The sequence below is a fragment of the Amorphoplanes friuliensis DSM 7358 genome (assembly GCF_000494755.1).
Classification (GTDB): Bacteria; Actinomycetota; Actinomycetes; order Mycobacteriales; family Micromonosporaceae; genus Actinoplanes; species Actinoplanes friuliensis.
Window position 1 is genome coordinate 7,678,353 of the sequence record NC_022657.1, and the last position, 13,327, is coordinate 7,691,679.

General features: G+C 70.9%; 9 protein-coding genes and 1 pseudogene. 5 read left to right on the forward strand and 5 right to left on the reverse strand.

Features of this window, described 5'->3' with window-relative positions; genetic code table 11:
- Positions 1–80: 80 nt before the first annotated feature.
- The 5 genes and pseudogenes from AFR_RS35380 to AFR_RS48865 form a co-directional block, all read left to right on the forward strand.
- Positions 81–1,277 carry a thiolase family protein gene (locus AFR_RS35380; RefSeq protein ID WP_023561632.1) on the forward strand — a complete coding sequence of 399 codons (1,197 nt, stop codon included), beginning with the start codon at positions 81–83 and terminating at the stop codon, positions 1,275–1,277.
- Entirely contained in the window at positions 1,274–3,343 is a 2,070-nt protein-coding gene (locus AFR_RS35385) for a 3-hydroxyacyl-CoA dehydrogenase NAD-binding domain-containing protein (RefSeq protein ID WP_023561633.1), read from the forward strand. Before AFR_RS35380 ends, AFR_RS35385 begins: the two co-directional genes overlap by 4 nt.
- Before the next feature lie 149 nt (positions 3,344–3,492).
- On the forward strand, positions 3,493–4,311 hold the full coding sequence (locus tag AFR_RS35390) for a flagellar basal body-associated FliL family protein (RefSeq protein ID WP_023561634.1): 819 nt from the start codon (positions 3,493–3,495) through the stop codon (positions 4,309–4,311).
- Between the two features lie 119 nt (positions 4,312–4,430).
- Positions 4,431–5,531, forward strand: a complete 1,101-nt coding sequence (locus AFR_RS35395; protein ID WP_023561635.1) for a hypothetical protein — start codon at positions 4,431–4,433, stop codon at positions 5,529–5,531.
- 167 nt (positions 5,532–5,698) lie between these two features.
- A pseudogene (locus tag AFR_RS48865) lies at positions 5,699–6,157 on the forward strand (DUF2637 domain-containing protein); the annotation flags it as partial.
- 1,153 nt (positions 6,158–7,310) lie between these two features.
- Here the strand turns inward: AFR_RS48865 and AFR_RS35405 are convergent.
- From AFR_RS35405 to AFR_RS35425, 5 genes are all read right to left on the reverse strand, one after another.
- Positions 7,311–8,510 carry a sensor histidine kinase gene (locus AFR_RS35405; protein WP_052359874.1) on the reverse strand — a complete coding sequence of 400 codons (1,200 nt, stop codon included), beginning with the start codon at positions 8,508–8,510 and terminating at the stop codon, positions 7,311–7,313.
- Positions 8,511–8,536: 26 nt separating this feature from the next.
- Entirely contained in the window at positions 8,537–9,229 is a 693-nt protein-coding gene (locus AFR_RS35410) for a response regulator transcription factor (protein ID WP_023561638.1), read from the reverse strand.
- 87 nt (positions 9,230–9,316) lie between these two features.
- Positions 9,317–10,636: a hypothetical protein gene (locus tag AFR_RS35415; RefSeq protein WP_148308176.1), complete on the reverse strand. Its 1,320-nt coding sequence runs from the start codon at positions 10,634–10,636 to the stop codon at positions 9,317–9,319.
- 38 nt (positions 10,637–10,674) lie between these two features.
- Positions 10,675–12,000 (reverse strand): outer membrane protein assembly factor BamB family protein, encoded by a 1,326-nt coding sequence (locus AFR_RS35420; RefSeq protein ID WP_148308177.1) that lies wholly within the window; start codon positions 11,998–12,000, stop codon positions 10,675–10,677.
- Positions 12,001–12,002: 2 nt separating this feature from the next.
- The gene (locus AFR_RS35425; RefSeq protein WP_023561641.1) at positions 12,003–13,322 is read right to left on the reverse strand and encodes an outer membrane protein assembly factor BamB family protein; all 1,320 of its coding nucleotides are present in this window, start codon (positions 13,320–13,322) and stop codon (positions 12,003–12,005) included.
- Positions 13,323–13,327: the final 5 nt, after the last annotated feature.

Below are 13,327 nucleotides of genomic sequence, written 5' to 3' on the forward strand. Positions count from 1 at the left end.
GATCCGACACCGAGGTAGGCAAACAAGTTACCGACGAGTAGCATGAAATCCCCCTGGGTTCGCCTGCAAGGAGGCTTGTTGTGCCCCGAGTAAGCCGCGAGGTCGTCTTCGTCGACGGCGTCCGCACCCCGTTCGGCAAGGCGGGTGGCATGTATGCCGAGACCCGCGCCGACGACCTGGTGATTCGATGCATCCGTGAGTTGATGCGGCGTAATCCGCAGCTTCCGCCCGAGCGTGTGGACGAGGTGGCCATCGCCGCCACCACGCAGACCGGCGACCAGGGGCTGACCATCGGTCGCACGGCCGCCCTGCTGTCCGGGCTGCCCAAGACCGTTCCCGGTTACGCCATCGACCGGATGTGCGCCGGCGCCATGACCGCGGTGACCAACGTCGCCGGTGGCATCGCGATGGGCGCCTACGACGTGGCCATCGCCGGTGGTGTCGAGCACATGGGCCACCACCCGATGGGTGAGGGTGTCGACCCGAACCCCCGGATCCTGGCCGAGAAGCTCGTCGACCCGTCCGCGCTGGTCATGGGTTCGACCGCCGAAAATCTGCACGACCGTCTGCCGCAGATCACCAAGGAGCGTGTCGACGCGTACGGGCTGGCCTCGCAGGAGAAGACGGCCAAGGCGTACGCGAACGGCAAGCTGCAGCCCGACATGGTGTCCGTGGCGATCCGCAACGCCGAGCAGGGCTGGGGTCTGGCGACCGTCGACGAGGCTCCGCGGGAGACGTCGATGGAAAAGCTGGCCACGCTCAAGACGCCGTTCCGGCCGCACGGCAAGGTCACCGCGGGCAATGCGGCCGGCCTCAACGACGGCGCCACGGCGGCCCTGCTGGCCGACGAGGAGACCGCGCGTGAGCTGGGACTTCCCGTCGCCATGCGCATGGTCTCGTACGGTTTTGTCGGTGTCGAGCCGGAGATCATGGGTTACGGCCCGATCCCGTCGACCGAGAAGGCCCTGCGTCTCGCCGGTCTGACCATCGACGACATCGGCCTGTTCGAGCTCAACGAGGCCTTCGCCGTGCAGGTCCTGGCGTTCCTCGACCACTACGGCATCGCCGACGACGACCCGCGGGTCAACCCGTGGGGCGGCGCGATCGCGATCGGGCACCCGCTGGCGAGCTCCGGCGTCCGGCTGATGACGCAGCTGGCCCGCCACTTCGCCGAGCACCCCGAGGTCCGGTACGGCATCAACGCCATGTGCATCGGCATCGGCATGGGCGGCACGGTCATCTGGGAGAACCCGAACTGGGAAGGAAACGACAAGTGACGGCACTCCCGGACTACCCCAACGAGGTTGTCACCAAGGCTCTCGTCCGGCTGGTGCGCGTGCCGGGGCTGGACAAGCCCGCTGCGCTGATCACGCTCGACAACGGCCTGGACTACAAGAAGCCGAACAGCTTCGGCCCGGCCGGGCTGCGGTCGCTCGACGAGGCGATCACGGAGGCCACGGCGGCCGAGCCGGCGTTCATCGCGCTGACCGGTAAGCCGTACATCTTCTGTGTCGGTGCTGACATCACCGGCATGCCGTTCATCACGTCGCGGGACCAGGCCGTGGCGCTGGGTGAGCTGGGCCACTCGGTCTTCGCCCGGCTCAAGAACTCGGCCATCCCGACGTTCGCGTTCATCAACGGCGCGGCGCTCGGCGGTGGCCTCGAGGTCTCGCTGCACTGTCACTACCGGACGGTGTCCGGCGGTGCCGCGGCGCTCGGCCTGCCCGAGGTCGCGATCGGCCTGATCCCCGGCTGGGGTGGCAGCCAGTTGCTCCCCAACCTGATCGGTGTGCCGGGTGCGGCGCAGGTCATCCTGCAGAACCCCCTCACCCAGAAGGTCCTCAAGCCGAAGCAGGCCGCCGAGCTGGGCATCGCCGACGTGCTGTTCGAGCCGGCCGACTTCCTCGAGCGTTCACTCGAGTGGGCGGCGGGTGTGGTCAACGGTGACGTGACCGTCGAGCGTCCCGAGGTCGACAAGGACATGTGGGAGGGCGTGCTCTTCTTCGCGAAGCAGCAGCTCGACGAGCGCCTCCACGGCGCCGTCCCGTCGGCCAACAAGGCCCTCGAGCTCCTTGCTCTCGCGAAGGACGCCACCTTTGAGGACGGTACGGCCGCGGAGACGCAGGCCCTCGCCGACCTGATCATGGGTGACGAGTCCCGCGCCAGCCTGTACGCGTTCGACCTGGTGCAGCGGCGTGCGAAGCGCCCGGTGGGCGTGCCCGACAAGTCGCTGGCCCGCAAGGTCACCAAGGTCGGCATCGTGGGCGCCGGTCTGATGGCGTCCCAGCTGGCGCTGCTGTTCGCCCGCCGCCTGCAGGTGCCGGTCGTCCTGACCGACCTCGACCAGGCCCGCGTCGACAAGGGCGTCGGGTACGTCGGCGGCCAGATCGACAAGATGGTCGGCCGGGGCCGGATGGACGAGGGCACCGCGGCCAAGCTGCGCGGCCTGGTCAGCGGCTCGGTCGACAAGTCCGTCTTCGCCGACGCCGACTTCGTCATCGAGGCCGTCTTCGAGAACCTCGACCTCAAGAAGCAGATCTGGGCCGAGCTGGAGAAGATCGTCAGCCCTTCGGCAGTGCTCGCCACCAACACGAGTTCGCTGTCGGTGACCGAAATGGCCGCCGACCTCGAGCACCCGGAACGTGTGGTCGGCTTCCACTTCTTCAATCCCGTCGCCGTGCTGCCGCTGCTCGAGATCATCAAGGGTGAGCGGACCGACGACGAGACGCTGGCCACGGCGTTCGCGGTCGGCAAGGAGCTGCGCAAGTCGTCGGTGCTGGTCAAGGACGCCCCGGCGTTCGTGGTCAACCGCCTGCTGACCCGCTTCACCAGCGAGGTCTTCAACGCCATCGACGCCGGTACGCCCCTCGACGTGGTCGACACCGCACTCGACCCGCTGGGCCTGCCGATGCGCCCGATCGCGCTGCTGCAGCTCGTCGGCCCCGCCGTCGGCCTACACGTGGGCGAGACGCTGCACCAGGCGTTCCCGGACCGCTACGGCGACAGCCCCAACCTCCGCAAGATCGTCGACGCCGGCCTGCCGCTCATGGTCGACGACGAGATCAACCCCGAGGTGGTCAAGCTGGTCGAGGGCGGTTCCGCTCCCCTGACCGGCGACCAGGTACGCCAGAAGGCGCTCGACGCCCTGGCCGAGGAGATCCGGCTCATGCTGGACGAAGGTGTCGTGGCCGAGGCACAGGACATCGACCTGTGCATGCTCCTCGGTGCCGGCTGGCCGTTCCACCTGGGTGGTGTGACGCCGTACCTCGACCGCAGCGGCACGTCGGAGCGTGTGACGGGCAAGCGGTTCCTGCCGCAGGGTGTCGCCAGCCTCCCGGCCTGACCGTTTTTCAGTCACCCCCGTACCTGCCCAGGTGCGGGGGTGACTTTTGCAATACCACTGTGTTCCAACAGTGACGGTTACGCGACGCCACGAGTTGCTCGTCCTCGGTAGGCTCCGGCGGCTGACGTCTTTAGTTCTGGAGCTTCCTTATGTCACAGCCGCCGTACCAGCCGCCCTACCCCGGTGAGCCCGGGCCCGAGGGTGGCTACCAGCCGCCGGCGGCCCCCGGTTCCTACCCACCGCCGCCCGGCCAGGGTTCGTACCCCCCGCCGCCGCCCGGCCAGGGCCAGGGTTCCTACCCGCCGCCCGGCTCCTACCCGCCGCCCGCCGACCAGGGCCAGGGCCAGTACGGCGCCCCGCAGTACGGCGCACCGCCGCCGGCCAAGAAGAAGTCGTCGGCGCTGAAGATCGTGCTGATCGTCGTCGGTGTTGTCGCCATGCTGTGCATCGCCGGTGGTGTCATCACCTTCTTCGCCGCCAAGGACAAGGTCGAAGAGGTCGTCGACGCAGCCAAGATCACCGTCGTCGAGCCGACGACTCTGGGCGGTCGCGAAAAGGCCACCGACGCGGCCCTGCAGAGCAGCATCGACGGCCTCGACGGCGAGATGTCGCGCATCCCGGGCTCCACCGGCTCCGTCGGCGCCATCTACGGCGACGTGCAGAAGCAGGACATCGTCATGGTCGCCGCCGCGTCCTCGATCAGCGGCTCCGCACAGAGCCGCTTCGACGAGTTCACCCAGGGCCTCGGCCAGGGCGGCATCAAGGTCGACGCGATGACCGACACCGACCCGGGCCCTCTCGGCGGCATCGCCAAGTGCGGCGACAGCAGCACTGCGGGCGTACCCATGGCGGTCTGTGTCTGGTCCGACAACGGCAGCGTCGGCATGATCGCGATGATGTTCAAGCAGCGGGCGGACCTCGAGAAGGAATTCGTCACCATGCGTGGCGAGATCGAGAAGAAGGCCTGACGTTCCGGACCCCGCCGCACCGGCACGTTCGGTGTGGCGGGGCTCGCGTAACGGGGGACGCCGACCGATGACCAGGGCCGCTAGGCTCGCTCTGCTGTGTCCCGATCTCTGGAGCGTTGATGTCCCAGCCCCCGAACCAGCCCTACCCGGGCCAGCCCTACCCTGAGCAGCCCGGCTCGGGCCCGCCCTGGTCCGGCCAGCCGGGAAATCCGCCGACGCAGCCGTACCCGTCGCAGCCCGGCTATCCCTACCAGGGCCAGCCCAACCCGGACGTGCCGCCGTCGCAGCCGGGTTACGGCCCTCCGGCGCAGCCCTCGTACCCGCCGTCCGGCTCCTACGGGCCGCCCGCCGACCAGGGCCAGCCTTCCTACCCGCCGCCCGACCAGGGCCAGCCTTCCTACGGCCAGCCTCAGTACGGCCAGCCGGATTACGGTCAGCCTCAGTACGGCCAGCAGCCGCAGTACGGGCAGCCTCAGTACGGGCAGCCGCAGTACGGTCAGCCGGACTATGCCCAGCCGGGTTATCCGCAGTCCGGGCCGCCGATGCAGGGCTACCCGCCGCCGCCGAAGAAGAAGTCGAAGGCGCTCCCGATCACGCTGGTGTCGATCGCCGTGGTGCTCGTGCTCTGCGTCGGTGGCGGCACCGCGATCTACCTGGCCGGTCGCAACGCCAGTGACAGCATCGTGGACACCCTGAACTCGGCCGCGCCGACAGCGCCGACGTTGCCCACCGAGAAGACGACCACCGAGCCGCCGGCCTCCACGATCACCGTGGTGGAGCCGAGGACGCTGGGTGGACGCCCCAAGCTGACCGACCCGCAGTTCGCGAGCGCGGCCGAGCAGCTGAAGCAGGGCCTGACCAAGGTGCCGAACGCCTCGGAGACCGTCGGCGCCCTCTACGGCACCCCGGCCAAGCAGGACATCGTCATCGTCGCGGCCGCCGCGGCCGACGTCAGCGACCCGAAAAGGGAACTCGACGGCACGTTCCTCGGCGCCGGTGTCAGCGGCCTCAAACTGACCGGCATCTCCACCGCCGACCCGGGCCGCCTGGGCGGTGCGGCGAAATGCGGCCGCGGCGAGGCCGGCGGCGCACCGCTGATCATGTGCGGCTGGGCCGACGAGGGCAGCGTCGGCTGGATCATCTGGTACTACAAGTCGATGAGCCAGGCCAAGAGCGAACTCCCGAGCCTCCGAGGCCAGATCGAGAAGAAGTCAAACTGACACGCCGTCGGGCCAAGTCACACGTTCGTCTCGCTCCCGACACGAACACGACTCGGTCCGCGGCGTGGGCTCCACCGATGCCGTAACGAAACATCGAGCGGACAGCATGGTTCGCCGGGTCCCCTCCGGGATCTGATCTTTCGTTACGACTGGCAGAGGAGCGTCAGGTGCTACTCCCGCAGCTTCGCCGTGTCCGCTGGGCAGTGCGAGCAACGCTGGTCCTGGGCGTCGCGGCCTCCGTGGTCGCGAACATCCTCCACGCCCTGGACAACCCGATCAGCCAGGCCATCGCCGCCTGGCCCCCGCTCGCCCTCCTCCTCACGGTCGAACTGATCTCGCGGGTCCCGGTCCACCGCCGCTCCCTGGCCTTCGCCCGCCTGCTCGCCACAGCAACCATCGCCGGCATCGCCGCCTGGGTCTCCTACTGGCACATGGTTGGCGTGGCCGCCCGCTACGGCGAAACGGGCGCTTCGCCCTACCTGCTGCCCCTGTCGGTCGACGGCCTGATCATCGTCGCCAGCATCTGCCTGGTCGAACTCGGCGGCCGCATCTCCACCCTGGAAGCAGAACGAAACGCAGCCCGGGAAGCAGCCGAGTTCGCGGCGGTTGCGCAGGCGGTCTCCCCGACGCAGTTCACCGCGGCAGGATCGCAGATCGCCGCCGAAAGCCACCTCACCGGCGGGAACTTTGCCGCGGGCGGCGCGCAGGTCCCAGCCGGCGCGCAGGTCCCAGCCGGCGCGCAGGTCCCAGCCGGCGCGCAGGTCCCAGCCGGCGCGCAGGTCCCAGCCGGCGCGCAGGTTCCGGCCTTCGCGTCGGTGACCACCGCAGCGTCCGCTGTCGGGGATGGTTCCACCGCTCAGGCCGCTGCCATCCCCGCGGCCGGCAGTGCCGGGTCGGGCGATGCGGTGCCCGGCCTGATCCCGGTTCCGGGCCGGACGCCGGGCAGCACGCGCCGGAGCGCCACCACGGTCGCCGCGCTGGCCGAGGTTGCTGCCACCCTCCCCCGCGCCGGTCTGCCCAAGACCCGGGGAGCCGAGGTGTCGGCCTTCGCCCCGACGCTGACCCGCCAGGGATCACGAACGGCCGCGCCCACACCGACCGCCAAGCAGGCGGTCCCCGCCCGCTCGACCAGCTCGCGCACCACAACCACCGCGCGGGCCACGAGCACAAAGCCAGGTTCCTCGGCCAAGGCCACCACAAAGCCCCGTCGAACCCCGGCCGAGACCATCGAAGCCGCCACAAAGATCAAGTCGCAGCGCCCGGACATCACCGAAGCGGACCTGGCCGCCGAACTCGGCATCAGCGCCTCCCGCTGGCGCACGATCCGCCGCGAAGCCGACGACCTGCGACTCGCCGCCTAGCTTCTCTCCTGCAAGCGATCCAACGGCCCGGGCGGACGCCCGGGCCGTTGCCATCTATCAGTGCAGCCACACCCGCTCTGCAAGTCCCACGACAGCCGTGATGATGGCAGGCGGCGAGGCCGCGGCAGGCCGATGGCCGTGACGTCATGCCCGTAGCGCCCTGGAGCTGGCCGCGACCCGGAATAGCAAAGCCCTGCTCCGCCGTGACGACCAGGCCAAGTAGCGGCTCGTTGCGACCTACCGCGAAACGGCCCGCCTCCCCGTGATCAACGCGTCGGCCCGCCGGCCGACTCACCCCTCGCGCCGTGGCCGACGAATGTCCTACCGGGTAGCGGCGGCCACGCCTTCGACCGCGAAGACCCGGGCCTTTGAGCAGTGCCGCACCGATCACCCACCAGCCAAGAGAATCCGTGACGGCTCAGCCGGGGGCGACGCCGAGGCCTTTGGTGCGGGGGACGGTGGCGGTGGCTGCTACGACCGGGGTGGTGTCGGCGGCGGGGAGGCTGACCGTGACCTCGAGGCCACCGCCGTTCTGGGCGACCGCGGACACCGTCCCGCCGTGGGCGTCGCAGACCGCGCGGACGATCGAAAGGCCAAGACCCGAGCCCCGCGAGCCGGTGCGTTCCCAGCCGCCGCGGCGGAACGGTTCGAAGAGGCCGGGCACGTCGCCCGGGTCGACCTCATAACCGGTGTTGCCGACGACCAGCAGGGCGTGGCCGTCGACGTTCTGGGTGCGGAGCCAGAGTTTGCCCATCAGGTGGTTGTAGCGGATCGCGTTCTCGATGAGGTTGCCCGCGAGGCGGTCGAGGAGGCTCGGGTCGCCGACGACAGGGGCGGCCTGGAGGTCGGTGGTGACGTCGAGTTTCATGCGTTCGGCTTCGGCTTTGACCGCTGAGAGCGCGTTGTAGACGCTGGTGGCCAGGTCGGCGGGGACCTTGCGGACCAGGCGGCGGCCGGACTGGGCTTCGCTGCGGGCCAGGACGAGCAGGGCGTCGACGAGGCCGTTGGCGCGTTCGGAGGCGTTGCGGACAACTTTGGCCATGCGGCGGTATTCGGCGACGTCGGCCTCGTCGTCGCTGAGGGTCACGTCGATTTCGGTACGCATGACGGCCAGGGGCGTACGCAGCTCGTGCGACGCGTTGGCCACGAAGCGTTTCTGGGACTCGAAGGCGCCGGCGAGCCGGTCGAGCATCGCGTCGAAGGTACGGGCCAGCTCGGCCACCTCGTCGTCGGCGCCGGAGTAACGAATGCGCTGGTCGAGGGTTTCCTCGCCGAGCCGCTGGGCGGTGGCGGTGACGAAGTGGAGGGGTCGCAGGGCGCGGCCGGCGACGGCGTACGCGCCGGCGATGCCGATCAGGCCGATGGCAAAGAGCGCGAGCAGCCCCTTGAGCAGCAGTTCGCGGGAGGCGCGGTCGACGAGCTGGGTCTGCCACGTGAGGGCGTCGAGCCGGCGGCCGTCGGACAGCAGCACCTGGGTGCCGGCCTGCAGCTCGTCGGCCGGGTGGAGCGCGTCGCCGACGAGGAGCCAGGCCAGCAGGACGAGGATGGCACCGGCGCCGACGAGCAGGATGCCGTTCAGCAGGGTCAGCCGGAGCCGGAGGGTCGGCCGGAGCCGCATCCGTTCGCGCCGGCTGGCGTAGACGGTCACGCCCCGCCGCCGGCGGGCATCACGACGACGGGCTCGGGGACGCGGTATCCCGCGCCGACCACCGTTTCGATCAGGGGTGGGTCGCCGACTTTCTTGCGCAGGGTCATCACCGTGACCCGGACCGTCGTGGTGAACGGGTCGGTGTTGGCGTCCCAGACGCGTTCGAGCAGTTCTTCGCTGGAGACGACACCGCCGCGGGCCTTGAGGAGCTCCTCGAGGACGCCGAACTCCTTGTTCGTCAGGTCGATGGGCGCGCCGCCGCGGGTCACCACGCGCCGGGCCTGGTCGAGGACGAGGTCGCCGACGGTCAGCACCGGCGGCGCGGCCGGGGTGGCTCGCCGGCCGAGGGCCTGGACGCGGGCGACGAGCTCCTCGAAGGCGAAGGGCTTGGGCAGGTAGTCGTCGGCGCCCAGCTGCAGGCCTTCGACGCGGTCCGCGACGGTGACGCTCGCCGTGAGCATCAGGACGCGGGTCAGCGCACCGGAGGCGACCAGTGCGGCGCAGATCTCGTCGCCGTGCATGCCCGGAAGGTCCCGGTCCAGCACCACCACGTCGTACCGGGTCACGTAGGCCATCTCATGGCCGGTCAGGCCGTCGTAAGCGACGTCGACCGCCATGCCTTTGCGGCGGAGCCCTCGCGCGATCGCATCGCAGAGGTTCCGCTCGTCTTCCACCACCAGCACGCGCACCCGCGGTCCTCCGAAAGTCAAAGTCAGTCCGCCGCCAAGCCTCGCCGCCGACGTGTGAAGAGGCCGTAAATGCAGGCTACCGGTCGGTTACGAAACGGTCAGGGGCCAGATCGCCAGGGAGGCGTCGATCCGGCGGCAGACGAGCACCTCGGGCGTCGACCGGCAGTCGCCGGAGACGTGGGTGGCGGAGCCGAGCACCCGGAGGCTGACCGTCGCCGGGTCGAGCAGGGCGTAGAAGACCAGATCCTCGCCGATGCGCTGGCGCAGCCCGACAACCGTGCCGTCGGCCCGCACCTCGCCCGTCGACCGCCACATGCCGAAGTCGCCGTGGACGCGGCCGGTCTCCGGTTCGACGACCGCCAGCGGGTAGCTCGCCTCGAGCCCTTCCCGGCCGTTGACCAGCAGATATCGTCCGACCGGCTCGGCGTTGGTCCAGCGGTCGGCGGTCCAGCGGACCCGGCCGGTGACCGGGTCGAGCGCCTCGACACCCCCTTGGTACCCGAAGACGCAGATGGCGGTGACACATTCCTGCACCCAGTGACCGGACAACTCGACACTGCTGTGCCAGCGCCGGCTCAGGTCGCTGAGGGCGTACGCGGTGACCCCGCCGAGACCACCGACGAGCAGGAGGTCTCCGACGGGCCAGACGGTGATGCCCCGGCGGGACCAGCCGGGTGGCGCCTCGACGTCGGTCTCGGTGACGAGCCGGCCGCTGACGGTGTCGCGGACCTCGATGTGCCCGCCGGTGGTGGCCGTGACGAGGTGCGGCGGGAAGCCCGAGTCCGATCCGGCGTAGGTCGTGTACCCCTGGACGGGCTGCTCGAACGTCCACCGGGGACGGCCGGTGAGCAGGTCGACGCCGTACCAGTGGAGGTCGCCGAACTGGGGGCTGTTCTCGCGCAGCAGCACCAGGCCGGCCGGTCCGGAGACGCTGAGCAGGCGCGCCGGAACCCGCCAGAGCGCCTGGTCGGAGCCGGCCGTGAGCGCCACCGTCGCCTCGGCGCCGACCGTGTCGACCTGGTACGACACCAGGATCGTCTCCCCCACCGACATGACCGAGAAGATCGCGCCGGTGACGGCCACCGTGGTCCGGGACAGCAGCTGCCCGTCCGGCAGGGCGTACGTGCTGACGATCTTGTTGTTGACCGCGGAGTCGTGGAGGGCGGGGCCGGCGCTGACCACGTACACGCGGGTCCGGTCGACGAACATGTTGTCGCCGATGCGGGCCGGGACGGTGATCGGCTCGGCGGGCGCGGGACGCGGCGCCGCACCGGTGATGGTGATCAGCAGGACGGCGGTGAGGACGGCGAGGGCGATCCGGAAGCGGTGTGCCGGCCGGCGGCGGGGCGCGGGGACGTCCGGGAGCCGCCCGTGCTGCTCACCCAGGTCGATCAGGACATCTCCCACGCCGCCATTGTGCGCCGGGTGGACGAAGATCGGGCGGGTCAGCCGCGGTAGGACCACACTTCGAGCTGTTCGAAGGTCTGGCAGACGACGGTGCCCGGGGCGGCCTGGCACTGCAGGACGTTGGCGGGCAGCACACCGAGCGGCTGGACCGCGGTACGGCCCGCCCGCAGCACCCCGAAGGCCGTCGTCCGGGTGTCCTGGGGCCGGCTCAGGAGGACGGCGGGCTCGCCCCGGACCTGGTAGTAGTCGCGCCAGCCGTCGAGGTCGGCCACGGTCTGCCCGGTGCCGAGGCTGACCGAGCGCACCGGCGTCGTCAGGTTGCGGACCTCGAGAACCGAGGCGGGCCCGAACGACAGGATGTCCGGTCCGGACGCCTGCCACTTCGGCTCGCCGGTGTCCACGTCGAGGACCACGAGGTTGTCGCGGGTGACCGTGCAGCTCACGCCGTAACAGGCGGCGGGGTTGCCGGACGGGTCGGGCTGGTCCTGGTGCCAGCGCTCGTCGAGGGTGTCCAGCGCGTACGCGACAACTTTCCCGCCCGCGCCGAAGGCGCCGTAGTGGACCATGACCATGTTGTCGACGACCTCACCCATGGCGGGCCCCTGACCGTCGATCCTGGGGACGGTCCGCTCGCGCACGACCCGGCCGGTCTCCGCGGAGATCAGGGTCAGCTTCTGCGCCGAGAGCACCGCGAAGGCCGATCCCGGCTCGTCCGGCCAGGCCGTGAAGGCCGACCCGGGCACCTTGAACGACCAGAGCGGACGCCCGGTGGCGAGCTCGACACCGCGCAGTTCCGTGCTGAGGGCGGGTTCGGTGTGCAGCGAATCGCCGAAGACGCCGTAGAGGCGGCCGGGGTCACCGGACTCGGGGTCGTACTCGGTCCCGGGCCGGAACGTCTCCTTCCGGACCACGCCGACCGTCCCGGTGAGCCGCTGCACGGGCACGTCCGAGGTCCAGCGGAGGTTTCCGGTGCGGCCATCCAGCACCGAGATGCTGCTTCCCTGCTGGACGAGTACCAGATCGGCGGTCGCGTCGCGGACCAGGAACGGATCTCCGGAGCCGGTGGCCTCGATGCTCCAGAGCCGGCGGACCGGGTCGGACTGCCACGCCGTCAGGACCCGGGGGCTCGCGTCGAGATCCATGGTGAAGATCCGGTCGGTGGTCACCTGGAAGTCGCCGCCGGCCGGCAGCGGTACCCCGCCGAGGCGCGACCACAGCATCGACGAGACCGGTGCGGCCCCACCGAGCGCGAGCACCAGCACAACGGTGAGCGCGAGCCCGGCACGGCGATAGAAGGAGGCGGGCGGCGGGGTGGCTGCCTCGGGCGGAGCCGGCGAGTCCAGGCTCAGCTCGATCAGCGCCACGATCACCCCTTCTTCCGGTACGCCCAGACGATCAGATCACCGGCGGACGACCGGCACACCAGCCGGCTCGGGGCGGACTGGCAGTCACCCGTACCCGGAGGCAGGTCGGCGAGCACCCGCGGTCCCGCGTCCCCGGGGCCGGCGATCGCGACCATGGTACGACCTCCGCCGTCGGCCGGCCTGGTCACGACGAGCTGGTCACCGCCGCCGGACGCGGGCACGGGACGCCATCCGTGCAGATCGGTCAGCACCGCACCCGTCTCCGGGTCGATCACGCCGACCGGATCGGTCTCCCCGGTCCGCGTCCCGTACGCGACGACCATCCCGTTGCGCTGCTCGACCCCACGCCAGCCGGCCTTGAACCACCGCTGGAGGCCGTCGGCGAGGTCGACCGCGCGGACCCCGTCCGGGCCGGTCAGGCACGCGAGCCGGCCGCAGGACGTCACGCCGAACGCGTACCCGGCGGGCCGGCTCCAGCGCTGCTCGAGCGTCACCGGGTCGAAGGCGCTGACCATCCGCCCGGTGGGTGTGGGGTGGCGCAGCAGGAGGAGCCCGCCGGAGACGACCGGGTTGTCGGGACCGTAGTCCGCGGCCGGCAGCGCGGTGCCGGCGAGCTGTTTGCCGGTGCTGAGGTCGTGCACGGCGGCGGTCCGGCTGTCGTGCACGAGCAGCATCCGCGGGTCCTGCCCGACCGGCCCCGGCACACCGAGCAGGACGGCCGTCGACGGGACGGTGACCTGCCACCGGGTGCTGCCGGTGGCGGGATCGACCGCGTCGACGGTTCCCTGCACCCGGCGGCCGGAGCCGGAGCTGCTGCGGACACCGGACACGGCGAGCAGGGTGGCCGAGCCGGGGATGGTCACGACGTTGCCGGAGCGCCGCCACTGGGCGGCGCCGCTGGTCAGGGAGATGGCGGTGGTGCCGGGGTCACCGCGGTTGCCGCTCCACGGGCGCATCAGCACCAGACCACCGCCGGTGCGCAGCCGGTAGGTCGGAGACGACGACCCGGCCTGCCACTTGAGCCGCCCATCGTCGAGGGCGTACGCGTTCAGCTGCCCGTACGTCTGCGCGAGCAGGTCGCCGCCCTCAGTCAGGGTGTACGGGTCAGCCGGCCCGACCTGCAGGCTGAGCAGCGGCGACAGGACCGGCGGGGGCGGCGCGGCCGAGGCGGCGGACGACAGCAGCACCACCACGGCGATGAGCACCGGGGCGAACCAGGCCGGAACGGTGGACCCCACCGGCCGGGCGTACTCGTCGGGTTCGCCCCGGGCCAGACCGAGGTCGATGACTACCGTCGCGCCGCCGAACGTCTCCGCCGCCATGACTC